Here is a 25,391-nt window from a genome sequence, read left to right as displayed (position 1 = left end):
TAGTAAAAAACGAGTATATATTAGGGTTCTTTGGTATGCATGATAACTAGTACTTGTTCATTCTGAGATTCACTCCAGTAAAAACCTAAAAATATAGGTTGACTAATCGTAAGAAAGACACCCAAGAGCTATCAAAGGTATTACTTCGCCTGTTCAACCTCCTACAGCAAAACGGGAGAAAATCTCATCGATATGAGAAGAAAACAGTCTTTGATATATTAGGTGTCATTTACAATTGTACCATTTTTGATAATCAAGCGGCTTAAATCAAAAAATTGAAACCCATTAGGGTTTATTTCGTATGCAAATCTTTAAATTCCCTACACGTAGCTTTAAAAAAAAGAAACAACCTCTACTATAATTAACGTTGTATGGGCTTAACTTGATAGCGATGTGGTGCTACCCCATGCCCATCAAGCTTAAGATCTTGAAGGTACCCCCAAACGAAAAATTTACTTATCTACATCAGCTCATTTTATACATCTAGCGGTTTATTCTTTGATAGTTGTTGTACTTCTGTTTGAATATAAATAAAGTAAGTCCCATTTATCCAAAAACACCCCTGATTTCCATTATGTATAGGAAATTAGGGGTGTTTTTCAGTATATAAAACTTCAACATTATTAATAAGTCTTCTTTTAAAATATAGATGGTTAAACAGATGAAAAACTTCGATTATTATATTGTCCCTTATTTCTTAAATAAAGGTGCTATTTTATCAATTTGATTTGTCCAAATTCCACCTGTATAATCGTCAGGAAGGCGTTTTATATCTTCAGATGAGTCAAATCCACTTGAAAATCCAAACCCATTTCCTCCTACAACGATAACTCGAGTATCTGCTTTATCCATTCGATTAAGAAAACGATTTGGCCATCCCCAAAGCCAAGGAGCTACTTTGTCTGGTATATGTAACTCTCCATGCTTCAGGCTTGAAGGTATGTAGCCAGTCCACCCTAATGCCATATAAGTAATAAGATCTTTTTTCATGGTCGCTTTTGACATTGTTCGTAAACTAGGGATGCGCTCTTTTATCGCAGCAATTGGTTTATCGCCACCATATATAGTTAGTTGATCAAGGCGTTTCGCTGGTAATTTCTTAAGGTGAGCAGCCAATTGGATTCCTTCATTTTCGTCATCACTTTTAATATGAATAAGAAAAGAACGATCTGGAAAATGGTTAAGTACTTCATCAAGTGTTGGCATAAGATTAATCCCTTTACCACGAAACGGGAATGTTTTACCTCCATCAGCTGTATAACCGTAACCAATATCAAGTGCTTGTAGTTCTTTTGTTGTAAAATCTCTTGTAACACCTTTACCATTAGTACGGCAATCAAGAGTCCAGTCATGAAAAATAACAAAATTATTATCTTTAGTTGGTTGAACATCAAACTCTACTAGATCAGCTCCAGCTTTAAATGCCGCTTCCATAGATGGAATTGTATTTTCTAAATAAGAATGTTCAGGTTTATTTATACGTTCTGCTGTACATGTATCGCTCTCAATCTCTTCCATGCTAAATGTTTGCGAAAGTCCTCGGTGAGCAAGAAGAAGAGGAGTTCCATCATCCCTCTTAGCAAAAAAAGAACTGTTATTTACATAAACAAATACGAATAGGATAAGAATTATCCAAGTCGTTTTACGTTTCAATAACCTTTTTAGTTTGTTCATTGTATGCTCCTCTTAAATTTTGGTTGAAATGCCTTAAACAATTTTTGGCATTTAAATACTGGTAAATATTAAAGCCTATCTTATTTTTTCGCAATGGATATAATTGTTAATTAAAGGCTGGTACTATGATATAAAACGGGGGCAATAGAAATCAATTCAATAACCACTCAACCTTCAATAAGAGTAGTTTTGAAAGATTTCTATGAGAATTTAATATAAATGGGTATTTGTAATATCCTATTATTTAAGAATCAATTTACTATATGTATATAATTAACTGACAGCATCTTAATCACCTTATTGAAGGATTAGAGGCCGTCTAAATAAAACTGGATAATAAATTAACATCATACCTACAAATGAGCAAACCAAATAAAAAATAGCCTCGTATTTTATTACTAGAGAAATATTATTATCAATCTTTTTTTCATCTCTTTTATATAACATTTTGAATAATACTCTATATAATAAATACCCAATAATTGCTCCCAGGGTGTTCATAGATAAATCATCAATATCTGTAATTCTATTATCTAGCAATTGACCTAACTCAATAGCCAATGAAAAACCGAATCCAGCATAGGCAGTACTTTTCACTCTTCTAAACTGCGGCCAAATAGCCGGCAATAAAAAACCTAATGGCATAAACAGTAAAATGTTTAAGACATAAGTAGTCATACCTTCAGAAGCAAATGGAATCAAGTTAATTTGATTTGCACGAATTAATGTTTCGTATCTACCTATGTCCCATATAGTCCCTATCTGCGTCACCTTATACACTAGTGAAAGGTAGAATAGAAAAACATACACCCATAGAAAATGCTGAATAGATATATTTTTTTTCGTTTTAAAATAAAATCCAATTTGAAACATTATACAAAAAATAATAGTAAAAAAATAAGTATATAAATAATTAATCAAAACTCCTGAATGCATTTAAAATCTCCTAACTTTACATTGTAATCTATAACTTTGTCATTTTAGAATATAATTCAAGAACGGGTGGTCATAATCACCCCACCCATATCTTTTACAGGTATTTCAACATCAATTGTCTTGCTTTGAAAAAAGGGATAATATGACATCGTATATTTTTCCCCCTCAATACTTGCTGAAATGCTCTCTTCTTCTTTTAAATAATCCAGGTATTCTTCCAAGGCTAAATTCATTTTTTGCATAATCGTACTGTGAGGCAAACCGACATAGCGAATATGCCAAGGTTCATATTCAATACCTGTAACATCCGTTTTATCCGAGGGATAGCGTAAGATAAAGCCGTATTTCCAAGCATTTTTTTCTATCTACTTCCCTTCAGGTGCTCGGTCCATTTGCGTTAAGCCTGATCCTACATCAAGTGATAAACCTGAATTATGTTCACTATAACCTGCTGGTAAGGCATAATCAGCCTCCATCTCATGGTAAAGTCCACTTGGCGCATAGGATATTTACTGTTAATTAAGAGCAGATTCCCTTGATAGATGTGTTCTTTTACAATCTCTTTCTTTTGAATAATTGAGGTAGTCCCTGTATTATCTATGTTATCTTTGTGATTTTGATCATATTTTTGAACCTCTACTTTATTCTGAAAAAACAGTGCTTTATTCATGAAAGCAAAACCTAAGAAAAATAACAATAAAAAAACACCACTTCTTCATTTTCAGCTTCCTCCTTAGGTAAATGACTTGATGATAATGTCACGCTGATTCAAACGCTGAAGATTTCGGATATGAAACTCTTAACGATTACTTTCTGCAAAGCGATGCTATATCTAGATGTGTATACTCTGTTCAGTGGTGTGCAGGAACATCCAAAACAGTAGATTGCTCATTTGGCACAATTCGCTAAAAAGAAAAGAAATATTTGTGTCACTCTTTTTCTAAACATTTGAGCTATTTTAATCCACGCATAAGTTATCATATCTTTCTTTGACGAAATAAAAAAAGCTCGTTCTTATGGTTTAAATCTACCGCATAAGAACGAACCATTTTTTAATATTAAATTGTTAATTTCCTAAGAAAAAGTAGAGATAACTTTAAGAATTTCTTAAGAAATAATGATTATTTTCTAAGAATCCCCTTTATCAACCGAGTCTTGGAAGACTGGAAGTTCTACCGTGAAAGTCGTAGAGTTATCATTACTTTCCGCGTAAATCTGTCCGCCATGCTGAACAATGATTTCTTTTGCAATCGCCAATCCAAGTCCCACGCCGCCCGTATCAGAAGAACGGGCATCATCCAATCTGTAAAACTTTTCAAATATGGTAGCGAGTTTATCTTTCGGGATGTTTCCGGCGTTCTCAAAAACGATGGATACCACATCATCGGAGAGTTCCGCCGTAATGTCAATTACACTGTCGTTCTCGCTGTATGCAGCGGCGTTTTTCAAAATATTGTTAAAGACCCTCGCTAGCTTATCAGGGTCACCAAATACGGTCAAATCTTCAGAAGCATGGAGTACCACCTGTTTCCCCTTCGCAGCAAGCTGGGGATAAAATTCATCAGTCATTTGCACCAGCATATAGTATAGGTCTATGTGCTTTTTCGTGAGCGTAATCGTTTGAAGGTTATATCGCGTAATCTCAAAAAACTCGTCGATTAGCTGTTCCAGGCGATACGCTTTGTCTAACGTGATATGCACGTACTTTGCCTTTTGCTCTCTTGGCATGTCTGGTGCCTCGTCAAGCAGGATCAGATAACCGATAACTGATGTAAGAGGCGTTTTAATATCATGTGCCAAGTACATAACAACTTCATTTTTCCTTTGTTCGGCCACCTTTGCATCATGCTCTCGCTTTTCAAGGGTTCGCTTTAATGTGTTGAGCTTCTGTTCCATGAACTCCATTTCCGCAGAAAGCTCAATTTGTTTATCTTCGTTCTGAATAAGTATATCAATACCGGTATTTATCTCTTCAAAGTATTTTACAAATTTTAAAAGCATAACTCGGCATAGAATAAGAATACTAATGGCAACCGCCACATAAATAAAAATTTCTATATTGTTCCGTATAGTATACTGATATATTATCATTGCGTCCCAACGCTCTAAATGATAACTGTTTTCCAAAAAACGTACGATCCACTCCCCCAGTGTCCCTTGGATAAATAGACGCACAAACAGCACAAATACAACTGCTGCCATGACAATCGTAAGGATATATTGGTAGAGTTTTCGTTTTAATTTTGAATAATCGATTTTTTTATTCTTATTTTTATTTTTCAATTTTATAGCCGATCCCCCATACCGTTTTTATATACTTCGGATTATCAACCGTGTCGTTCATCTTTTCTCGCAGATGTCGGATATGCACGGTGATAGTGTTATTGCTCTTGCTGAAATATTCGTCACCCCATATCTCATGAAACAGCTGCTCAGAGCTAACCACATTCCCCTTGTTTTCACAGAGGATACGCAGGATTGAAAACTCGGTGGGAGTGAGAGATAACGGCTTCTCGTTCAGAGAACACTCATGCGTGCTTATATTAATGACAAGACCAGAGTGAACGATAACATTCTCGTTCTGTGCCGTTACTCCATTGTATTTTTTATATCGGCGTAACTGCGCCTTGACTCGCGCAATTAACTCTAGTGGGCGAAAGGGTTTTGTAATATAATCGTCCGCACCAATTGTTAGCCCTGTAATTTTATCTACTTCCGTATCTTTCGCCGTCAACATGATAATTGGATAGGTGTGCTTGTCCCTTATTTTTTGACAGATAGTGAGACCACTTACGTCGGGAAGCATGATATCCAATATTGCAAGGTCAAGCACATTCTTATCTATACATTCCAGTGCTTCTTTGGCGGTATAGTATTTGAAAACCGTATAATTCTCGTTTTTCAAATATAGCTCAACCAAATCTGCAATTTCGCGTTCATCTTCCACAATAAGTACTTTATCACTCATGGTTACCAATCCTCCTCTATGGATGTGCTTTTTTTCAATCGGAATCTTTTCTGAATAACGAGCCTATCATACCTATTACACCAAGTAAAGTCATATTGCTGTATACAGACACAGTCGGTTACACAAAATAGATTCTCGGATTTACTCATTTATTAGGATTTAATTTTACGCCAAGAATAAGATATCCATCGGACTCAAAATTATTTACAATAGATAAAGCAAATGATTATCCAAAACTAGAAGGAGGTCCCGTCCTATCCATATGAACCTAACAAAACAAAGTCCCTTCCTAAAATGAAAAAATACGCCATCCTTTCCTATGATTCTACGAAAAGAATAGCGTATTTGTTAAGTGACAATAAAGTTGTTTAATTCTTATTGGACTAACGCGCAGTTTAGTACAAAAATCAAAGGTAAGGGAGGATTTCCACCTTTACCTTATTTTAACTTTAGCTCTAGTATAGGGTATGGACGTCCAGAAGAATCTGTTTCCGTTTCACTTACTATAAAAAAGCCATTATTAATATAGAATTTAGTTGCACTCTTATTGTCTTTATTTACATCAACTGTTGTAATATCAAAGTCTTTAATTAAAGAATTAATAATAGCTTTACCGTATCCTTTACCTATTTTATTAGGTTTTAAGAATAACATTTCTAAGTGTTGTTTATTTATAGCAGAAAAGCCAATTAAATCCTCTTTCTCATACCATAACTGGACATTAAGATGTGGGAAATATGAGGGGATTTCTTTTTTAAACTCTTCTCTATCGGTATCTCTTAAAAAATGATGAGTAGCTAAAACCGACTCTTCCCATATATTCAAAATTGTATCATAATCTTTCTGATTTGCTTTTCTATATATCATTAATATCTCTCCTTTAGTTTTAAATTATCAACTCCTTCCCAATAAGTATTTTATGATTTTCATATTATATAACCACGAACTTAAAATGTTCATTAATAAAACCTCCAAATAAACATTTAGATAATTTGATTATACTATCAAATCTTTATTATTACTTTACAGTATTTTTTCATTTTAGGAGGTATTTTGTTTTTTTAACTTGATAGCGATGTAGTGCTACCCCACATCCATCAACTTAAGGATTTAGACTATTTTTGAAGTTAAAAGCACGTTACTATTTTCTTATGTTAATGAGAAAGGGTGACGTGTTTTTTATGAATATGAATCAAAAACAAGAATTATCTTTATTTGCTGAAGAGTTATATCGATATATGTCTCCCGCTACACTTAATCAATTAGCCATAGAAGCAGGCGGAATGAAACGAAAACGTAAGTGCCACGGGCACCATTTCTTATCTTTGTGTGTATGGCTAAATCAACAAGTCACTACTACCTCTCTTACTCAACTATGTAGTCAATTAGAAACTTCAACAGGAGTTTTATTAAATCCGGAAGGACTTAATCGGCGATTTAACTCTGCTTCTGTAGCCTTCTTTCGAATTGTATTTACTACACTTCTACAAGCTAAAATTGGAGGCGTATCTAAGATTTCTCATTCTCTTTCTTCCTACTTTGAGCGCATTCGCATCCTTGATTCTACAACCTTTCAGGTTCCAGATCGATTCGCATCTACCTATCCTGGTGCCGGAGGATGTAGTCATAAAGCTGGTGTGAAAATTCAACTAGAGTATGACTTGTTGAGTGGGGAATTTTCTGATGTGAAAATTGAACCAGGAAAACGAAGTGATCAGGCGTATGGTGCGACTCGAACAGGCATGATACAAAAGAATGAGCTGTATATTCGTGACTTAGGATATTTTCGTCTACAAGACTTTAAGTCTATTCAAGACAAGCAGGGGTATTATTTATCTCGTCTTAAGTTACCAACTAAAATATATAGAAAAGAGTTCGAAACAGTGGTATTTAAAACAAAACCCTCTCAATTGAAACCAGTATATATACAAATTCATTTGGAAGACATTATGAAACAACTACAACCTGGCCAAGTGTATGAATTACACGATGTATATGTAGGGAGTAAGGACAAATTGCCTACTCGTATTGTAGTTTATAGGTGTACCGAGGAGCAAAAACAGAAACGCCTACGTGACCGAGCTATTCGTGAAAAGAAAAAAGGAATTACATATACAGAGCGTACAAAGCTTTTACAAGGTATTACGGTATATATGACAAACATTCCTACGGAATGGGTACCAAAAGAGAAAATCTATGATTTATATTCATTACGTTGGCAAATTGAGCTGTTATTTAAAATATGGAAATCTTGGTTTCAAATTCATCGTTGTAAATCTATTAAACAAGAGCGATTAGAATGTCATCTTTATGGGCAACTCATTAGTATTCTATTATGTTCTTCTACTATGTTTAAAATGCGAGAACTCCTATTACGTAAGAAACAGAAAGAGCTAAGTGAATATAAAGCGATGTACATAATTAAGGATTATTTTTCACTTTTTTACCAAGCATTACACAAAAACACCCAAGAATTATCAAAGGTTCTCCTTCGTCTGTTTAACCTCCTACAGCACAACGGACGAAAATCTCATCGATACGAGAAAAAGACAGTCTTTGATATTTTGGGTGTTGTCTATGAGTATACCACTTCTACTCATCAGGTAGCATAGTAAAAAATTGAAACCCGTCAGGGTTTATTTGATATGCCCGCTTTTATAAAATCTACAAAAGATAATAAAAAACTATATGGAAAGACCGCATTTTGTTTGAAAATATACCTTAAGTTGATGGATGTGTGGCGGGACCCCTTTTAAGGTAGGAATTTTAAATTTATATTTTTAAATATTTGAATGTTTCAAAAACAGTCTGATCTATACTAAAATGAATATGATATGAAAGGTTGCTGATATATTTGCTATTGTAAAAGTAGTATTGATGGAATTATGTTGGTTCAAGTTAAAGCAAAAGACATCTATTAAGGTGTCTTTTGCTTTAATGTAATTTACTAAAAATAATGAATCTACTTAACTAATTGTTGTTGAATCTGCTTAATTAAATGTTCAGCGCCTTCGGGACTAAGAACGATTTGTCCATTTGCTAATGATATATTTTTTTCTGAAATATCACCAGTTACTACACAAGCATCGTAAGATTTATATTTTTGTAAAATAATCTTTTCATCTTCTACAAATATTTCTACAGGATCTTTTTCTGCAATTCCTAATGTTGTTCTTAACTCTTTTGGAAGAACAATCCGTCCTAATTCATCTATTTTTCGTGTAACACCTGTTGATTTCATGTTAATACCATCCTTTTATTTTTAATTACTACGCCCCTATGAACAAGCGGATTAAATGTTGTTTTTCTAGTAATCTAACACAAATTCAGTTTTTCTAATAACCAGTCTTGCACTTCATCTTTTAGGTCTATACCTACAGCAATTGTTCCAAGGATTACACCTTTTCCAATAAGGTTTATATCTACAGACATTGCTACCTTTCCTGTCTTAATTTCATATGTAACTGTTTCAATGTGTTTTTTAGGAACACGGATAAAGTTGATTAAACCTGAGGTTTCTACATATCTTTCTGTAATTTTAATTTTATTATCTTTCCAAGAAAACTCCGTATCTGTAACTGTTTTAGGATTTTTTGTTCCAAATAAGCCCACAAGCAATAGACCTCCTATATTTTAATATCACAACCTTATCATATGGATAGTGATATTTATAGGGGGACATAACCAAAATCCAAAAATTTTAACGTAATGGTAGGAGGCCTACTATAAAAAGAAATATTCATAACTAACAGAGGGAGCATCACGCCTATCAAGCTAAAATTTTGAAGTTTTATTAACCTCTCTTACTATCATACAAAAATTATCTCTAGCTCTTGCTAGAGCTTTTTCTATGCACATTTTTAATTGCATCTTGGTTATTCAAACGTTATAATAGTCACCACATTACATATAACGAGGTGCAAAAAATGAATAAGACAGAATTAACAAAAGTAGTAGCAGAAAAAGCAGAACTTACACAAAAGGATGCAGCTGCAGCAACACAAGCCGTATTAGATACGATAACAAATGCACTAGCTAATGAAGAGAAAGTACAAATTCTTGGATTTGGTACATTTGAAGTACGCGAAAGATCTGCACGTACAGGACGTAACCCACAAACAGGTGAAGAAATGCAAATTGCGGCTTCAAAAGTACCTGCTTTTAAGGCTGGAAAAGAATTAAAAGAGGCAGTGAAATAATTATATATAGTCAAAAGGGTTTGATATTTATCTCAAACCCTTTTTTAATAGCCTTTTTTCATAAAACAAAAAATATCATCCAAAGTTTATATAAATACTATAGATTCCCCATAGAATGTAACCAAACTGTGTTACGATAAACATTGTAAACTCAAAACTTTGTGATCTTTCAAAGTAGGGTATAAATCTGCCTTCCACCCGTGTTCCATAATCGTTCCCACATGATAAAAACCCTCAAGACCTTCAGTCATGCTTAATTACAAAGAAAAGATGAAAAACTTGAGATTGTTTAACTTTTTGGGGGAATGAATCACTAAGATAGAGGAATAAATATAGGATTTACTACTTTCTTGGTTAGAGGATAAGGGGATAGATTGTAGAATAGGCTTTATTGTAGGATTTGGTTTTATACATCGGATATAGTACGTGAAATTTTGTCGGTTTAGATTTTTATAGGTTGTTTACTTAATTATGTATGGACAATTCTCTAAATATGTTAGTTTTAAATATACTTTTAAGATAACAGAGCAAAATTGGAATTGATTAATTTGTATTTAGAGAGGTGATTATTTATGCCAGGATATACAACTCAGGCGGATGTTATTGATTTTAAGATTTGTAATGAATGTTCACTAGCTAATACTCCATTTTATACTTATCCAGGAGTGCCTTTATTGGGAAGAATAAGACAAAGACAAGGATGTGGGGTTGCACATGCAGGAGCACTTGATTTGGAGGTTCCAAATATTAAAATAGGCACCCCAGTATATGCTGCAGAAGCAGGGTATATTAATGTGTTATCATCTGGTAATGAACCATGTGGATGTAAAAACGAGTGTAATAAGGGTAATTTAGTTTCGATAAGAAGTTTTAGTGATAAATTTATTACTCAATATGTCCATGTAACTCCGCTTCCTGGTCTTAAATTAAAGGATCAGGTATATGTAGGTCAACAAATTGGCACAGTTGATCAGTCAGGTAGCTCTTGTAATCCTCATGTTCATATGGCTAGGTATACTCCTACTGGCATTCCTACTTGTAATTGGCAACTAAGAATAGCAGCTCATACAGTTACTCCTCCCTTCACGGCTCCCCCTTTTGTTTCTTTCCCTAGCGCGCCAACCAATCCTGGAGGAGTAACAGCTGATCCGTATTTGCACCCTGCAGGGCCAGGTGGTTATCATCCTAGAGTTTATCTTATTCCTTCTCCGTATTTATATTGGTAAAAAATTTATATATAGTTATAAAACGTTTTGTTCTCTGCACATGGTGTAGGGATTTTTTTTTATAAAGAAAGAGCACTTTTACAAGTGCTCTTAAAATAATGCTGTAATATATTCAGGGTTTTTAATTGATATAACAATAAATGCAAATAGTAGTACCATGATACCAAGTTGAATATATTGTCTAGTTTGATTAGGAATTACACTTCGAATCCAGTCTGAGAAAATCGAAAGTCCAGCACATAATACAATAAAAATTAATAAAACAATCCCTACACTCTCAGGAACTCCTTGGAATGGATGGGGTATATTTATTTGGAAATCCATATCATTTTCCTTCCTAATAAAATCATTTTATTTTAATAATACAGTATATATTGCATAAAGAAAAGACACCCTAAGGTGCCTTCCTCCGACTCGAACCACTTTAATTTTAATAATATGTATTGGACGCCAATCCAATTATTATTTTACCACGTTAAGTAATATTGTACATTGAGAAATTTGGTATACCTCTTTATTTAAATGTAAAAAGTCCTAGAAGGGTTTCTTTGCCCATCCCCTCGAAAAGGGGAAATAGCAAAAAAAGTATCAAAAATTAGTTTAAAATAAAGATTTTTACTTCTTTTAAAAATGAATATGTCAAAACATATACAGTTTAATTGACATGTTTCAAATAAATATAAGTTGTATTTTTGAAATAAATTTAGCTAATTCTCCCTTTTCGGGGATTTGGGCAAAAACAGCCAACTATAAATGTATATATTTTACAAACGATTCACCTATTACGATCATTTGAATTTAAATATATGACTATAAAAAAAGCTATCATTCTACATAATAGTCTTTTTGTTTACCAATCTACTAAATTAGGTCTAAATATAGAAAAAATAAAATTTCCCTAATAATATTTGAGAAAAAACATTTTTATAATTTAATTTCCGTATATTAAAATTTAAATTTTATATTAATGTTATACTAAGTTTAACCAAGAAGCATCCAAGATTCTTTGATTAATCACTACATTTTCCTTAAAGCAATATCAACAAGAAAAGACACTGTATAGTGTCTCTTTTTTATGTTTTGTGCCTTTACCAGTAATAAGAGGATATATATCTATGCCCTCTTATTACTGATTGGTGTTAGAATTTCTACCCCCACAAGCAGAATATCTGAAAGACACTCATATAAGAGTGTCTTTTCTTTATGCAAAAATTATTTTTAAACAAAAACTCTTTATAAAAGAACGCAAGTTCGTATATAATAAGAACAAACGTTCTTTTGATTTAGGGAGGAATAACAGTGTATGACTATTCTATCTTACCGAATAGAATCATCTTATGTGTTGATTTACGTAGCTTTTACGCTTCAGTAAGTTGCATCAAAATGGGGTTAGATCCTATGTATACAAAATTGGCAGTAGTCGGTGATGTAAATAGAAACGGTTCAATCGTTCTAGCTGCCACTCCACCATTAAAAGCATTGGGTGTAAAGAAGATGGCCAGATTATACGAGATTCCTCGAAGAAAAGACATTCTTGTTGTAAATCCGATTATGGGAACATACATTAAATGCTCTAACTACATAACAAAATTAGCTTTACAGTACGTTCCTATTGAGGATTTTCACCAATACTCTATCGACGAGTTCTTCATGGATATTACGGATAGTATTCATTTATTTGCTAACGACCCCTATGAGTTTTCGTTGAAATTCAAACGTGAAATATATGCGAAAACACGAATCGAGTGCACAATAGGAATTGGTCCTAACCTTTTAATGAGCAAAGTGGCTTTAGATGTGGAAGCGAAGAAAACTAAAGATTGTATAGCATACTGGAAATACGAAGATGTACCCATAAAATTATGGCCAATACGACCACTTAGTAAGTTTTGGGGGATTTCGGGTAAGACAGAAGCGAAGTTAAACCGAAAAGGAATTCACTCAATTGGAGATTTAGCACAGTATCCACTTAAATACTTAAAGCAAAGCTTTGGCGTTATTGGCGAAGAATTACACTTACATAGCAACGGCATTGATTTTAGCCGTATATCAAAGAAATACGTTCCAGCAACAACTTCTATTGGTAAAAGCCAAATACTTATGCGTGATTACACTATAGAAGAGTTTCCAATTATTCTACTGGAGCATATAGAAGAAGTTTGTTATCGAATGCGAAGGCAAAACAAACTAGCTCAAACTGTCCATTTTTCCATTGGTTATAGCAAAAATTATGCTGGTGGCTTCAGAAAATCTCACACTATGAACCGACCGACCAATTTAACAATGGATATATATAAGATTTGTACATATTTTTTACACGAGTTTTACTCTGGAGAACCCATTAGATCCATAAATGTTTCTTTAACTAACTTAATCAATGAAGGCGAAGAACAAATCTCACTATTCGATAATGTAATACAACGAGAAAAAGAAATGAAACTAACGAAAGTAATGGACGAAATACGCACTAAATTTGGTAAGAACAGCATATTAAGAGGAATTTCGTATACAAATAGCGCCACAGCTAGATACAGAAATACACTAATAGGAGGACACAAATTATGAACAACGCTAATATGCCAAAAGGGCGCGGAATGGTGAAATGGGCTCCATTCGCCGCATTAACACCCCAATTTGATGGGATACGTGAAATCATTAGGGAACAACACAAAGTCACCCTTCCGATTTTAACAACTGAAGAAAAAGAACGAATTGAAAATATGCTATTATGTTCCTTATTATCTGAAGAGGAAATACTAATTACATATTTTGAAGACGGTTATTTACTCTCTAGTTATATGACCGTTGTAGATATTGACCCGTCAACTAGCGCTGTTGTATGTACAGATGCTTTTTATAATAAGATGAAGCTACAATTTTCCAATATAATAGATGTTAAATAGAATGAATTAATGTAATTACGTTTGGATTATTAAAAAGGAGTGTAAAAATGCAAGGAAATCAGTTAAGAAAGAACGCCGCAGGAGCATTTATTCATAATAATATTAATAGCTATCCCATTCTAAATATACCTATGATTATTAATAAGAAACATGGGATCATTTATGAAGTGTTAAACGCCGGTTTTCAAGCTAATGATGCAGTAGCAATGATAACTACGGATGGTTTTGCTACAACCAGAGTAAATGCACCGATTGTAACTGTAAAAAACAGTGATGGTACTGTTCAAGTATATCGCTTGCCTTTAGAATTGGAATCTTGGGTAATTTCTTGTATGCAGGCTGCTTCAGGAGGAAAAAATCCTTTTCCCTGTAAAGTCGCTTTTGGAATTATAGACACAAAATTTTTTGCGGAATTCAAATGAAAAGGTCTGCTTATTCAGCAGACCTCCTATCTTCAGAATACAGTAGTTTTCAAATACCCCTAAAATTATAACAATAACTTTTCTACACCTACACCATCCATTAATAGCAGTTTCAAAGAAGGTGATATTTTAATTGCTTCTTCGATATCTAAATCTCCAAAATCCACCATATATAATCCAAATCCTTCTTTTCCATTTGCATATAATAGCACTTTCCCACCTTCATCATCACCAATTGCAAGTGAGTTAGGTATATATTTTTGGATATTATGAGCTTCATTCATCTCTATACAACCCTCTGGACTCCAAATACGGATATATATTTCATTATTTACATTAATCTCTGCATCTGTACATTGTTGAATTATCTCTAGATAATCTGAAGGAACATCTATTGATGAAAAATCTTGTAATTCTCGAATCGTTTCTTTAGTTGCTGGAGGTTCTTCTGTTTCTAAAGTGAAAATTGCATTTAAGTTCTCAAGTATACTCATTAATACTCAATCCTTTCATATTTTACTTTTAACTTATCAAGCATTCTATATTGTTGTTCTAAAGTTCCTCTAATAGTTTCTTTAGAAAATCCCGCTTTTTCAAAATCAGAAACTATATTCTTTAATTCCGCTTGTAAAGAAGAGCTCCATTTTCCATTTCCTAAGGCTACACGTTCATCACGTCTCAAGTTCTGCGCATTAGTAATAATAGTATGTGGTAACCCCTTTCCTGTTTCAATCGTCACTGTTGGTGCAAGTTTTGGATCATATCCATATTGACTTAGATTTGCTTCCGCCCATTTTCCTTGTAAACCATGATGAGATTGTAACCTTCCCCCATTTGGACCTTTCCCTTTTGGTTTAGGCATTGATTGTATATGCGTTTTATTAAAAAGCACATAATTCGACTCAGCACCCTTTACAGTTTTAACAGCACTAGCTGACATCTTTACACCTTTACCGATTTTAACCAACTTCCCGATTGGTGTAATACCCGCTACCGCCATACCTCCAGCTATGAATCTGTCGAAAGTACCTAGTTTCTCTCCCGTAGACGGATCTACCCCTTCCCAAGCACGCCGAACATCATATTCTCCACTTATTTCACCTGTAATATCTCTGGCTAATTTATTACCATCAAATTCTTTTTTTCCTGATTCTAATGAAGTTTCATTGTTTATTGTTTCTTCTTGATTTAAATCGCTATACACAATTTTATCAGATTCACGAGCTTTTTCCTCTGTGATTTTTTGAATTGATGCAGTCCAATTCATATTTAAATCTTGTATACTGAATGTTCCACTCGCAGGACTAAAACCTTTCCCACTTTGAACTTCTGCAAGACCTTGAGCAATTCTCGTAGCTAATTGAAGCGCTGTATCATAATTACTACTAGAAACATAATTAAATTCATATAAATGCTCTAGTTTTTCTTGAAGCTTTTTTTTCATCGTATCATAAATTCCCACCATAACTTGCATTCCTGGAAGGGTACTACTAGTTCCTTCAATATCTGCTTTCATTCGGTCAATTTCTCGAATTTGTTCTCGTATTTCTTGTTCAATGACATCTGTTGTAGCGACTTGTGATTTAAAATCGTTCGGAAAGGAATTATTCTGTCGAATTAATTCTTCACACAAATAAATAATTCCTTGAGCTAAAGGACGAAATGTCTGTGCAAAGAATGTCTTCCCTGTATCATAAGTTTTCCCTTGCAAAATAGTGTCGCCCACAAAATCATCAATTGAATTAATAACTTGTTCCATACCTTGAATAGTGGCTACACAAAAAGCATTCATACTTTCTGTTTGAGCTTGTACTTCTCCCAAATACATGTTTAAAACCATGTACTCCCCCCTTAATAAGTAAATGATACCAACTAAAGGATAAAATTGTAAACTATGATTTTATTGATTTTTTTGATAATTTCAACTATAAAATTCTTAATGTTATTTCGCCGCTTTGTATCCTACAATTAATTTCGCAACCCCTTTTTTCAAACAATCAGAACATCAAGTCAATCACACCTTCCCAAAAGGTACAATTTTCTGGACACATACAATGGATAATTGTATCAAAATTTTGATTGTTCAACTATAGAATCGCATAGGAGATATATATTGTTCTTTATATTCCTTATTTTCAGAAACATTACAACGCTGTCAGATAAATGAAAGGTTATTCAATATGAAAAAGAAAGTATGCGCATTACACTTATTTTGAAAAGGTAGAATATAAAGGAGACTTACTAGATGGAAACATTAAAGGTTCGTGAATTAAATAAAACTTATACTGGGAAGGTATCATATGAAGCACTTACAAATATTAATTTAACAATAAATAAGGGCGAGTTTGTAGGAATTATGGGGCCATCAGGAAGTGGAAAAACAACTCTGCTCAATATGATTTCCACTATTGATACTCCGACTTCAGGAGAAGTATTAATTAATGAAAAAACCCCTGATCGATTGCCAGCTGATGAATTAGCATTATTTCGACGTCGTGAATTGGGATTTATTTTTCAATCGTTTGACCTTCTGAATACATTAACAGTGAAAGAAAATATTGTTCTTCCACTTACGTTAGAAAACGTGAATCTGTCAGAAATGAACAAACGAGTAGAATCAATTTCTATACAATTGGGTATAGAAAAGATTTTACATAAACGCCTATATGAAATTTCTGGAGGACAAGCTCAACGGACAGCAATTGCTCGTGCATTAATCCATTCTCCACAATTAGTTCTTGCAGATGAGCCGACAGGGAATTTGGATTCAAAAGCTGCAAATGATGTAATGCAATTATTAGTAAAATTAAATAAGGAGCGCCAAACAACTATGGTGTTAGTAACACATGATCCATTGGTTTCCAGTTACTGTGATCGAGTAGTATTTATTAAAGACGGAAAGCTTTATAACGAGATTAGATGTGAAGATAATCGCTTAATTTTTTATAAGAAAATTATGGATGAATTGTCTCTATTAGGAGGAACCGAGAATGAGTTTTCGTCAATTGGCCTGGAATAATGTCATTCGTAATAAGCGATTATATCTAGGATATTTTCTGAGCAGTGTTTTTACTGTAATGATTTTTTTCACGTTTGAGTTACTTACATTTCATCCCCAATTTAGTGGAAAGCTTGGAGCAACAAGTGAATCTATGATTGGTTTGGGTGCACAAGGATTTAAAATTGCTCAATATTTAATTATATTTTTTTCTTTTTTCTTTATTTTATATTCTGTTGGCACATTCTTGAAGACGAGAAAACGTGAATTTGGTATCTTAACATTTCATGGCATGACGAATTTCCAATTAAAACAGTTAATTTTCATTGAAAACATGTTAATTGGGAGTAGTTCAATTATTGTAGGAATTGGAATTGGGCTTATTTTTGGGAAGTTAATCTTATTAGTAAGTGCATCTATATTTGTTTTAAAAGGAGGATTGCCATTCTATTTTCCAACAAAGGCAATCCTTGTGACAAGTATTTCATTCTTGTTGTTATTTTTATTGGTTTCGTTCTTTACTACAAGAATAATTAAACTAACTCAGGTAATTGAATTGATGAAATCAGAAGAAAAACCAAAGCCAGAACCAAAAGTATCTAAATGGTTAGCTATATTCGCGATTTTGTTTATTAGTATTGGTTATGCTGCAGCATTTTATCTAGATACTGCGTTGAAAACAGGAAATCACTATATTTATGCTCTGTTAGCTTGTGTATTCTTTAGTGTATTAGGAACCTACTTTTTATTTACGCAGCTTAGTTTTTATCTGATTAAAACATTACAAAAGCGTGAGCACATATTTTTTAAGAAGACGAATCTGTTAACCATATCAGAATTATCGTATCGAATAACAGATAATGCAAAAACACTATTTATAGTCGCGATTCTATCAACAGTTACTTTGACATCTATTGGTGTTTGTCTTGCTATAGGTAGTAGACAATTAGCATTAGCTCAAAGTCCTTATGCATTTACTTATACATCCTATAAAGGAAATGTTTTAGAAAAATCTCATGTTTCTGAGATAGAAAAGCAATTAAATGCTACTGGATTTTCATATAAATTAGCGTCTTATACCATTATTGCAACACATAATAGGTTTGAGGTTATGAAGCTTACTGATTTTAATGCAACAGCGAAAATACTGGGGTATCCCACAGAAACTTTAAAGAATGAACAGGATAGTTTGATTCTTCCATCTAAAAATAGAATGAAACAACAATCTGAGAATGAATTAAAGAAAGAAGCCTCTATACTGAAAGAAGGAGATACGCATATTCATCTTTCTAACTCGAAGTTATTGTTAAATAATAAAATGAGACCGACAAATGGAGTTTACGTTGTTGTTGCTGATTCAGTTTACGAAAAATTAAAAAGGGCATCACAATTACAAGAAAATATAGCAGATTGGTATACGAATTACGGTTATTTAATTCAAAATTGGACTGATACAGAAGAAATTTCTAAAAAGATTACGAAAATAATCGATTCTGATACTCAAAAAGGAAAGGTGTTTTACAATTTTCATTCGTTATATTTAGATTGGATGGAAAGTAAACGATTTAATGCAATACTAGCTACTATCAGTGTGCTAGTGGGGATTGTATTCTTTGTGTTTGCAATAAGCTTTTTATATTTCCGTCTATTTACTGATTTAGAGCGGGACAAAAAACAATATGAAATGCTTTCTAAAATAGGATTAACTCAAAAAGAATTAAAAAGAATTGTGACGCAGCAACTTAGCATATTATGTTTTATTCCTATTATTGTTGCAATTACTCATAGTAGTGTAGCCTTTATGGCATTACAATATTTAGTACAGCGCAAAGCAGGGGTAGATTTACCTGTTACAGGAAACTCCATTCTGATATTCACAAGTTTTATATTAGTACAGTTCTTTTATTACTTAATTATTCGAAGGAATTATTTACACCAGATGATTCAATAGATTTACTCGGGTTCTCGAAAAAATAAACACCACTCAAAAACAGTATGGTTAGCTTAAGTTAAACCATACTGTTTTTGATTTAGTTTTGAATTTTGAAAGTAATCAGGGTTGGGATTTATTTGATAAATACGTGTATTCGACTTGATACTTATTTTGTTAGCTTGATGGCGATGGGGTACCGCCAGCATTTCGGAAAAAAACCACGCTAAGAAAAATAAATACCAAAAAGCTAATTCTTTCTTAATATATAGATAGAATTAGCTTTCTAAATGTTTTAAACTACTTAATTGCTCTTTTTGTTCTACTTAGTTTGGAAGTAGTAAGGAGCTACTAGTCCTTTTTCTAATAAATTATGAACGCCATCAAGAAAGTAAAACATAATTTCTTCAGCTTCTTTTATGTTTATCCAACTAATATCAGTAATTTCATTTTTGTCTTGAATAGATATTTCACCTCCGACTATTCTAGCTACAAAGGTGAATATTACAGCATGTGCATGTGGAAAAAACTTTTCATTAATAGCAAATACATCTTTAATTTCAACCGTTAACCCTGTTTCTTCAAATGTCTCACGGATAACTGCCTGTTCTAAGGTTTCTCCATTTTCTCTTGCCCCTCCTGGGAGGCTCCATTCACTACCATTTTCACGTTTGTTTCCGACCATAAGAATTTTTCTGTTTGTATCATCATAAATAAGTGCATATACTACATCGACTCGTTCCATAATTTTTCCTCCATTAAAAAATTAAAATCTACATTATACTTTATTTTAATGAAATCTTTTAAATTTAACTAGCGCCTAATACAACACAATTTAAATTAGCGTTAAAATGGTTCAAAAATCCTTAGCGTGGTTTTTTTCCGAGATGCTGGCGGTACCCCATGCCCTCAAGCTAAGATTTTAAAGTATCCCCTAAACGAAATTTTTCCCCTTCTACATGTAGTTATCTTATCGTAAGCGTTGATGACATGAGATTCGAAAACGGATGACAACGTAAACTAACCAAAGTTTACATACGTAAAAAGGGTTGCTGTTGTTAAACAAGCGACTTGATTAATTACCATAATCCTTCCTATAGAACAACTTAATTTAGAGTTAATTCAAAGATTGGATCAACAGAGTAAACTTTTACAGGAAACTGATGCCCAGCGAGTAATAAGAGAAGAACAAAGAGATATTCAATTAATGCAAGTATTAAGAGAAATACAAGATAGCAAGCGTCTAATAGCAGCTTCAGAACAGAAAAAATCACTTTGGAGTCGTCTATTTGGTAAATAAATTTAGAATTTAATAATGGAAAAAAGGCTTACTTTTTATCAAAAAATAGATAAGGAATAAGCCTTTTTTAGTTATCAAGAATGATAGGTATATTAATTTAATTTGAGTACGGTATACAGGAGGAAATAGAAATGTATTAATTTTTTATTTACTAAACGGTTTTGTCTTTACAACTAACAAAATTCCCAATCCGAAAAGAATTACATAGATTATGAGTGAAATGAGACTAGAAAGATGGAACAAGTTGAAAACTAATGGGTGACCAAGAATCATATTGATTAAAGCTCTTAAAATCCCTTGAACTGAAAAAATAAAAAAGATAACCCCAACTAGTCTGATTAAATCATTTTTATTCATTTTTAATTCCCCTTTTCTGTTGCTTTATTAAATATTGTTTTTATATCGTTTATTACTGAATCAACATCAGTTATTTCATCTTTTGCAATTACTGAACTAAAATTATCGATTACACTTCTAACCGCTCTGGCCATTATTTCAGGAGAGAATTTCCTGAAACTTCCGTCAACATCTTGACCATATTCAAATATCTCGATTAATGGCTTGAACACGGATTTATCTTCGTCCATAAAGATCAATTGTCCATCTTCATTTCTTGCATTTAACACTATTTCTGTTAGGGCCAATGTTTCTGATTTATTTTCAGATACAAATCTCAAGTTAGACTCGATGTATGATTCTAAGGTGCTTTTTGCGTTTGTATTCATTTTCATGTGCTCGCTCATATAAATGACTGCTTTTTCATAAAACTGAGTAATTATTATTTTTAGTAACAACTCCTTTTGAGGAAAATGGTAATTAACAACTCCTTTGCTTATGTGTAACTCTTTGGCAATATTTCCTATTGAAAAATTAGCATAGCCATATTTAGAAATGAACTCCATTGATTTTTGAATGATTTTATCTTTTGTTTTTGTCATAACGCTATTTTAGTACGTTCGTACTAAAATGTCAATTAAAAGTTACGGTATTAGGGGTTACTAAGCATGCCCATCAAGCTAACAAGAATACACTACCCTAAAACGTTAAAAATGAATTTTATTTATATAAAAGTCACAAATTTTCCATTCTCAGCATATTATAAGATTTTCTTAGAGGATAAGTAGTTTGATATGTTTTAATAAATATAAAAAATAATTTAACTTAATTGATATTATCAAAATGTTTATAAATTAAAATTTTGGAATATAATAACTTTAGAGTGAAAAAACACAGTTCGGTTGGTAGTCCGGACGCAATAATTAAATAATTATTGTCAGTAACCTTCCCCCCTGGGATGTCCATCACTCATGTATTAAACAAGGGGGATTCTCAATGAAACTTACAATTTATTTTGATGGACAGTTTTGGATTGGAATTGTAGAAATGTATGAAAACAACAAATTGAAGGTATGTAAACATACTTTTGGTTCTGAACCAAAAGATAGTGAAATACTAGATTTTATATTTCATGATATGATTCCGCTATTACAGGGTACATCAGGTGTTAAAAACTCTATTGATAAAAGAAAAAATAAGACTATTAGTCCCAAAAGATTGATAAGGTTAGCAGCCAAGGAAATGAAAAATCAAGGAGTTTCTAACAAATCCTATGAAGTGTTGAGAATAGAATTAGAACAAAAAAAGAAAATGAAACAATGTATTACGCGTCAAAAGAAAGAGGAATTACAAGAAAAAAAACGACAAATGAAAATCCAAAAACGGAAAGCAAAACACCGAGGAAGATAAAAGATCATCCGCTAAAATTAGCGGGTGATCTTTTATCTTGAGGATTTATTTACACCTTGTCATTTTTTACTGAAAAAGAAATTGTATTTATAAAGCGAAAAAAAAGCTATTCTTTTTGTAAAAAAATACAGAAAGGATGGCGTTTTGTATGACTCTATCGATTCAAGATGAGTTTCATTTATTCGCTGAAGAACTACAGCGATTTCTATCTCCAAGTACCCTTCAACTGCTCGCACAAGAGAAGGGTTTCGTAAAACGTAAAAGTAAGTATGGCGCACGAGATTTGGCTGCTTTATGTATTTGGATTAGTCAACACGTAGCAAGCGATTCTCTTACTCGATTATGTAGTCAGCTTTATGCAAATACAGCTACACTCATAAGTCCAGAAGGACTGAATCAACGCTTTAATCCAACAGCTGTCGCATTTCTTCGAGAAGTCTTTACTTCTCTTCTCACACAAAAACTCTGTTCAAATCACTCACTTTCTGCACATATAATCTCTACTTTCAATCGTATTCGTATTCTAGATGCAACAGTGTTTCAACTGCCTGATCAATTCCTTAACGTGCAGCTTGGACCAGGAAAGAATAATGATAAAACATACGGTACCAACTGCCTTGAAGCCGTAGAGGTGGGCGATTTGTGTTTACGTGATCTTGGTTACTTCGATTTAGGAGACTTACAAACTATTCATGATAAAGGAGCTTACTACATCTCGCGGTTGAAGCTGAATACACGGATTTATATCAAGAACCCCGAGCCAGAATACTTCAACAACGGCATGTTAAAAAAGCAAACAGAATACATCCAACTCGATATGACACAAATGCTGTCTGGCCTAATCCCTGGTGAAACGATGGAAATCCACGAGGCATACATTGGCCAAAATCAGAAACTTCCAGCACGTGTCATTATCCATCGTTTAACTGATGATCAAACACAAACACGTCTGAAAAATCAAGCGATATGTGAAAAGAAGAAAGGCATTGTCATGAAGGATAAAAGTAAACGTTTAATGGGCATAAATGTGTATATCACGAATACGTCGCTAGAAGAAGTACCGACAAACTACGTGCATTCATTATATTCACTGCGTTGGCAGATTGAAATTTTATTTAAAACGTGGAAGTCATTCTTTGAAATTGATGAATGCAAAAATATAAAAAGAGAACGCCTAGAGTGCCATTTATATGGACAACTCATCAGCATTCTCCTCTGTTCTTCTACGATGTTTCAAATGCGTCAGTTTCTGCTTGAAAAGAAAAACCAGGAACTGAGTGAATACAAAGCGATTTATATAATTAAAGATTACTTTCCGTTACTGTTTCAGGCGATAGCTTTTGGTACAGAAGAACTTTTAAAGATTCTGCATCGCCTTTATCAACTGCTCAAAAAGAACGATCGTAAATGTCATAGGCATAAGAAGATGACCGTCTTTGATATTCTAGGGATTGTGTATAAAACAACATTGAAGCATAGACAAGCTGCCTAGCGAAAAAATCGCGTTTTAATAGGCTTCTTTAGCATGCCTACTTTTTTATCACTTGCTAGTTTTGAAACAAGGGTCATTTCGTACCTAGTAATTTACTTGGTTAGCTTGATGGGCATGTGGCGGTACCCCACATCCATCAACTTAAGGATTCGGTGTAGCTTTAAAATAAAGATGGATTAAAAAATATCCTCCTATCCTTATCTAACAACAAATAAAAAAACTCCATTTTGTCAAAAGATTTGTCACTTTACCTATAAGTTGGCCGCAGTTGGAAGCATAAGTTGACCAAAACGGCCGTCTTATGCTTCTTGTTACAAGATTGATTAAAATGGAGTTTTCCTTTATGAATATATAAACAATATTTATAAAAAAATTTAATCATTTTAAGTCGAATTATGTTAGACATTATAAACTAGCAAAAATAAGAAGTAGATAGTGCCCCTATCTAAAAAAATTTTTAATTGCTTCCAGTCTTATTTTATGACTGCATTCGTCACAGCAATATTTCCCTTTTGGATTTTCCTTGAATTGCTTATATTTTTCAGTTCCTTCATTTACTCGAAATACACTTTTACAGCAAAAACAAATAACCTCATAAAATATCATGACCTTCCCCCTCATCAGGGTGATATGTTACTTTTGAGTTGTCCGCTCAAAGATTGTAATAAGTTCTTTAGTGTAATCTTTAACGTTTAAATCGGGGTTCCTCATTAGCTCGAGGCTAAATCCGTCTATGGCATGCCTGATTGTTAAAGCCATCACCCTTAAGGCTGTTTCGGAAAATTCTCGAAACACCCCCTCTTGCATCCCTAAACGTAGAATATTTTTAATGGGAAGAAAAATAGTTTCATCATGGTCTGCTGCAAACCGAAGTTTCCCTTCATCTGTCCTTTCATTTGAAACAATTTCTATAACAGCGAATACATGCTTTCGATGTTTATCTATAAATTTCAGATTCGATTCAATATACGTTTGGAGCATTCCTTCTGGGGTCGTTTGAGCTTCAATTTGCGGACAACTAAAGGACTGGCAAGCTATATAATAATCGATTATAACTTGCTCTAGAAGTTCCTCTTTGTTTGTAAAGTAATAAGAAATAACCCCCTTACTTATTTTTGCACGTTTAGCGATTTGTCCTAAAGAGGCTTTTACATAACCTACTTCAGCAAGTGTTTCAATTGCACATTCCATAATTTGAGCCCTCCGGGCTTTTTCAATAAATGACTTTTCTTTTTGATTGTTTGTTTTATTTTTTGTATTCATGTTTATATTTTAGCACAACTGTTCAAAAAAATACAATTAAAACCATTTTTTCAAAACGGCAGGACTTTTTTTATAAACAGTACTACTTTATTTCAAATCTAGATTCGGACTACATAAACATCTTTTTTTCTTCAACTAAGAGTGCGGATTCATACAACAAGAATTATTTTTTCAATTATTAAAAAGAAACAACGAGACAATATTCCAAATGATAGAGGTATGTTATAATAAGTGAATAAGGGTTTTACTCTTATTCACTTATTATAGGAGAGTGTTTAACATGATTATCAAGTTCATTCGTTTACGTTAATTTTAAACACAATTTGTTATGCCC

Annotated in this window: 25 protein-coding genes and 4 pseudogenes; 13 read left to right on the top strand and 16 right to left on the bottom strand. The window is 33.1% G+C overall.

Annotation, left to right across the window (positions count from 1 at the left end; genetic code table 11):
• Window positions 1-110 precede the first annotated feature (110 nt).
• Window positions 111-266 (top strand): annotated as a pseudogene (locus tag D1166_RS26895) (IS4 family transposase); the annotation flags it as partial.
• A 424-nt stretch (window positions 267-690) separates the two neighbouring features.
• Here the strand turns inward: D1166_RS26895 and D1166_RS26890 are convergent.
• The 5 genes and pseudogenes from D1166_RS26890 to vanR-A form a co-directional block, all read right to left on the bottom strand.
• The gene (locus D1166_RS26890; protein ID WP_097842537.1) at window positions 691-1,674 is read right to left on the bottom strand and encodes a glycerophosphodiester phosphodiesterase family protein; all 984 of its coding nucleotides are present in this window, start codon (window positions 1,672-1,674) and stop codon (window positions 691-693) included.
• Between the two features lie 297 nt (window positions 1,675-1,971).
• On the bottom strand, window positions 1,972-2,610 hold the full coding sequence (locus D1166_RS26885; protein ID WP_000555583.1) for a VanZ family protein: 639 nt from the start codon (window positions 2,608-2,610) through the stop codon (window positions 1,972-1,974).
• A 56-nt stretch (window positions 2,611-2,666) separates the two neighbouring features.
• A pseudogene (locus tag D1166_RS32440) lies at window positions 2,667-2,954 on the bottom strand (M15 family metallopeptidase); the annotation flags it as partial.
• Window positions 2,955-3,738: 784 nt separating this feature from the next.
• On the bottom strand, window positions 3,739-4,893 hold the full coding sequence (gene vanS / locus D1166_RS26870) for a vancomycin resistance histidine kinase VanS (protein ID WP_044585209.1): 1,155 nt from the start codon (window positions 4,891-4,893) through the stop codon (window positions 3,739-3,741).
• Window positions 4,883-5,578, bottom strand: coding sequence for a vancomycin resistance response regulator transcription factor VanR-A (gene vanR-A / locus D1166_RS26865; protein WP_001281108.1), 696 nt, complete (start codon window positions 5,576-5,578; stop codon window positions 4,883-4,885). The genes vanS and vanR-A overlap by 11 nt, the downstream gene beginning before the upstream one ends.
• A gap of 101 nt (window positions 5,579-5,679) precedes the next feature.
• Between vanR-A and D1166_RS32435 the strand changes: the two are divergent.
• Window positions 5,680-5,820, top strand: a pseudogene (locus D1166_RS32435) (Tn3 family transposase); the annotation flags it as partial.
• 196 nt (window positions 5,821-6,016) lie between these two features.
• Here the strand turns inward: D1166_RS32435 and D1166_RS26855 are convergent.
• Window positions 6,017-6,445, bottom strand: a complete 429-nt coding sequence (locus D1166_RS26855) for a GNAT family N-acetyltransferase (protein WP_000640391.1) — start codon at window positions 6,443-6,445, stop codon at window positions 6,017-6,019.
• A 314-nt stretch (window positions 6,446-6,759) separates the two neighbouring features.
• On the opposite strand from D1166_RS26855, the gene D1166_RS26850 reads away from it, so the two are divergent.
• Window positions 6,760-8,190 (top strand): IS4 family transposase, encoded by a 1,431-nt coding sequence (locus tag D1166_RS26850; protein WP_118043492.1) that lies wholly within the window; start codon window positions 6,760-6,762, stop codon window positions 8,188-8,190.
• A 350-nt stretch (window positions 8,191-8,540) separates the two neighbouring features.
• On the opposite strand, the gene D1166_RS26845 is transcribed toward D1166_RS26850, so the two are convergent.
• A complete protein-coding gene (locus D1166_RS26845) occupies window positions 8,541-8,819 on the bottom strand; it encodes an AbrB/MazE/SpoVT family DNA-binding domain-containing protein (RefSeq protein WP_097842654.1) in 279 nt (92 codons plus the stop codon).
• A gap of 74 nt (window positions 8,820-8,893) precedes the next feature.
• Window positions 8,894-9,190 (bottom strand): hypothetical protein, encoded by a 297-nt coding sequence (locus D1166_RS26840; RefSeq protein ID WP_000522371.1) that lies wholly within the window; start codon window positions 9,188-9,190, stop codon window positions 8,894-8,896.
• A gap of 314 nt (window positions 9,191-9,504) precedes the next feature.
• Between D1166_RS26840 and D1166_RS26835 the strand changes: the two genes are divergently transcribed.
• Together D1166_RS26835 and D1166_RS26830 are read left to right on the top strand one after the other, a co-directional pair.
• Window positions 9,505-9,777 carry an HU family DNA-binding protein gene (locus D1166_RS26835; RefSeq protein ID WP_097846274.1) on the top strand — a complete coding sequence of 91 codons (273 nt, stop codon included), beginning with the start codon at window positions 9,505-9,507 and terminating at the stop codon, window positions 9,775-9,777.
• A gap of 665 nt (window positions 9,778-10,442) precedes the next feature.
• Window positions 10,443-11,003 carry a M23 family metallopeptidase gene (locus tag D1166_RS26830; RefSeq protein WP_240523744.1) on the top strand — a complete coding sequence of 187 codons (561 nt, stop codon included), beginning with the start codon at window positions 10,443-10,445 and terminating at the stop codon, window positions 11,001-11,003.
• Between the two features lie 90 nt (window positions 11,004-11,093).
• Here D1166_RS26830 and D1166_RS26825 read toward each other — a convergent pair whose 3' ends face one another.
• Window positions 11,094-11,327 carry a hypothetical protein gene (locus D1166_RS26825; protein ID WP_097842651.1) on the bottom strand — a complete coding sequence of 78 codons (234 nt, stop codon included), beginning with the start codon at window positions 11,325-11,327 and terminating at the stop codon, window positions 11,094-11,096.
• 975 nt (window positions 11,328-12,302) lie between these two features.
• Between D1166_RS26825 and D1166_RS26820 the strand changes: the two genes are divergently transcribed.
• From D1166_RS26820 to D1166_RS26810, 3 genes are read left to right on the top strand one after another with little or no spacing between them, the layout of a single operon-like run.
• Window positions 12,303-13,568 (top strand): Y-family DNA polymerase, encoded by a 1,266-nt coding sequence (locus D1166_RS26820; RefSeq protein WP_097842650.1) that lies wholly within the window; start codon window positions 12,303-12,305, stop codon window positions 13,566-13,568.
• Window positions 13,565-13,906: a YolD-like family protein gene (locus tag D1166_RS26815; protein ID WP_097842649.1), complete on the top strand. Its 342-nt coding sequence runs from the start codon at window positions 13,565-13,567 to the stop codon at window positions 13,904-13,906. Before D1166_RS26820 ends, D1166_RS26815 begins: the two co-directional genes overlap by 4 nt.
• Before the next feature lie 47 nt (window positions 13,907-13,953).
• Complete coding sequence (locus D1166_RS26810; protein WP_097842648.1) at window positions 13,954-14,328, top strand: hypothetical protein; 375 nt, start codon at window positions 13,954-13,956, stop codon at window positions 14,326-14,328.
• Between the two features lie 65 nt (window positions 14,329-14,393).
• Here D1166_RS26810 and D1166_RS26805 read toward each other — a convergent pair whose 3' ends face one another.
• Complete coding sequence (locus D1166_RS26805) at window positions 14,394-14,822, bottom strand: SMI1/KNR4 family protein (protein ID WP_052943651.1); 429 nt, start codon at window positions 14,820-14,822, stop codon at window positions 14,394-14,396.
• Window positions 14,822-16,168, bottom strand: coding sequence for a pre-toxin TG domain-containing protein (locus D1166_RS26800; protein WP_118043491.1), 1,347 nt, complete (start codon window positions 16,166-16,168; stop codon window positions 14,822-14,824). The genes D1166_RS26805 and D1166_RS26800 overlap by 1 nt, the downstream gene beginning before the upstream one ends.
• 405 nt (window positions 16,169-16,573) lie before the next feature.
• Here D1166_RS26800 and D1166_RS26795 point away from each other — a divergent pair, with 405 nt between their 5' ends.
• Window positions 16,574-17,347 carry an ABC transporter ATP-binding protein gene (locus D1166_RS26795; protein ID WP_097842647.1) on the top strand — a complete coding sequence of 258 codons (774 nt, stop codon included), beginning with the start codon at window positions 16,574-16,576 and terminating at the stop codon, window positions 17,345-17,347.
• On the top strand, window positions 17,319-19,277 hold the full coding sequence (locus D1166_RS26790) for an FtsX-like permease family protein (protein WP_097842646.1): 1,959 nt from the start codon (window positions 17,319-17,321) through the stop codon (window positions 19,275-19,277). Before D1166_RS26795 ends, D1166_RS26790 begins: the two co-directional genes overlap by 29 nt.
• Window positions 19,278-19,578: 301 nt before the next feature.
• Here D1166_RS26790 and D1166_RS26785 read toward each other — a convergent pair whose 3' ends face one another.
• A complete protein-coding gene (locus D1166_RS26785; RefSeq protein WP_118043490.1) occupies window positions 19,579-20,001 on the bottom strand; it encodes an NUDIX hydrolase in 423 nt (140 codons plus the stop codon).
• A 351-nt stretch (window positions 20,002-20,352) separates the two neighbouring features.
• On the opposite strand from D1166_RS26785, the pseudogene D1166_RS26780 reads away from it, so the two are divergent.
• Window positions 20,353-20,556 (top strand): annotated as a pseudogene (locus D1166_RS26780) (DUF3967 domain-containing protein); the annotation flags it as partial.
• Window positions 20,557-20,700: 144 nt separating this feature from the next.
• Here D1166_RS26780 and D1166_RS26775 read toward each other — a convergent pair.
• Together D1166_RS26775 and D1166_RS26770 are read right to left on the bottom strand one after the other, a co-directional pair.
• Window positions 20,701-20,913: a hypothetical protein gene (locus tag D1166_RS26775; protein WP_097842644.1), complete on the bottom strand. Its 213-nt coding sequence runs from the start codon at window positions 20,911-20,913 to the stop codon at window positions 20,701-20,703.
• Window positions 20,914-20,915: 2 nt separating this feature from the next.
• Window positions 20,916-21,494, bottom strand: coding sequence for a TetR/AcrR family transcriptional regulator (locus tag D1166_RS26770; protein WP_097842643.1), 579 nt, complete (start codon window positions 21,492-21,494; stop codon window positions 20,916-20,918).
• 394 nt (window positions 21,495-21,888) lie between these two features.
• On the opposite strand from D1166_RS26770, the gene D1166_RS26765 reads away from it, so the two are divergent.
• Both D1166_RS26765 and D1166_RS26760 read left to right on the top strand, forming a co-directional pair.
• On the top strand, window positions 21,889-22,302 hold the full coding sequence (locus D1166_RS26765; RefSeq protein ID WP_097842642.1) for a YjdF family protein: 414 nt from the start codon (window positions 21,889-21,891) through the stop codon (window positions 22,300-22,302).
• A 148-nt stretch (window positions 22,303-22,450) separates the two neighbouring features.
• Window positions 22,451-23,794 carry an IS4 family transposase gene (locus D1166_RS26760; RefSeq protein WP_118043489.1) on the top strand — a complete coding sequence of 448 codons (1,344 nt, stop codon included), beginning with the start codon at window positions 22,451-22,453 and terminating at the stop codon, window positions 23,792-23,794.
• A 441-nt stretch (window positions 23,795-24,235) separates the two neighbouring features.
• Here the strand turns inward: D1166_RS26760 and D1166_RS26755 are convergent, their stop codons facing one another.
• Both D1166_RS26755 and D1166_RS26750 read right to left on the bottom strand, forming a co-directional pair.
• On the bottom strand, window positions 24,236-24,400 hold the full coding sequence (locus D1166_RS26755) for a DUF2197 domain-containing protein (RefSeq protein WP_069355893.1): 165 nt from the start codon (window positions 24,398-24,400) through the stop codon (window positions 24,236-24,238).
• Window positions 24,401-24,427: 27 nt separating this feature from the next.
• Window positions 24,428-25,057: a TetR/AcrR family transcriptional regulator gene (locus D1166_RS26750; RefSeq protein ID WP_073540908.1), complete on the bottom strand. Its 630-nt coding sequence runs from the start codon at window positions 25,055-25,057 to the stop codon at window positions 24,428-24,430.
• Window positions 25,058-25,391 lie beyond the last annotated feature (334 nt).

Origin of the sequence: Bacillus sp. ISO11, from assembly GCF_003458115.1 — a bacterium.
Taxonomy (GTDB): domain Bacteria; phylum Bacillota; class Bacilli; order Bacillales; family Bacillaceae_G; genus Bacillus_A; species Bacillus_A cereus.
The sequence above is the reverse complement of the archived record's forward strand: the minus strand, read 5'-3'. Positions and strand labels throughout refer to the sequence as shown.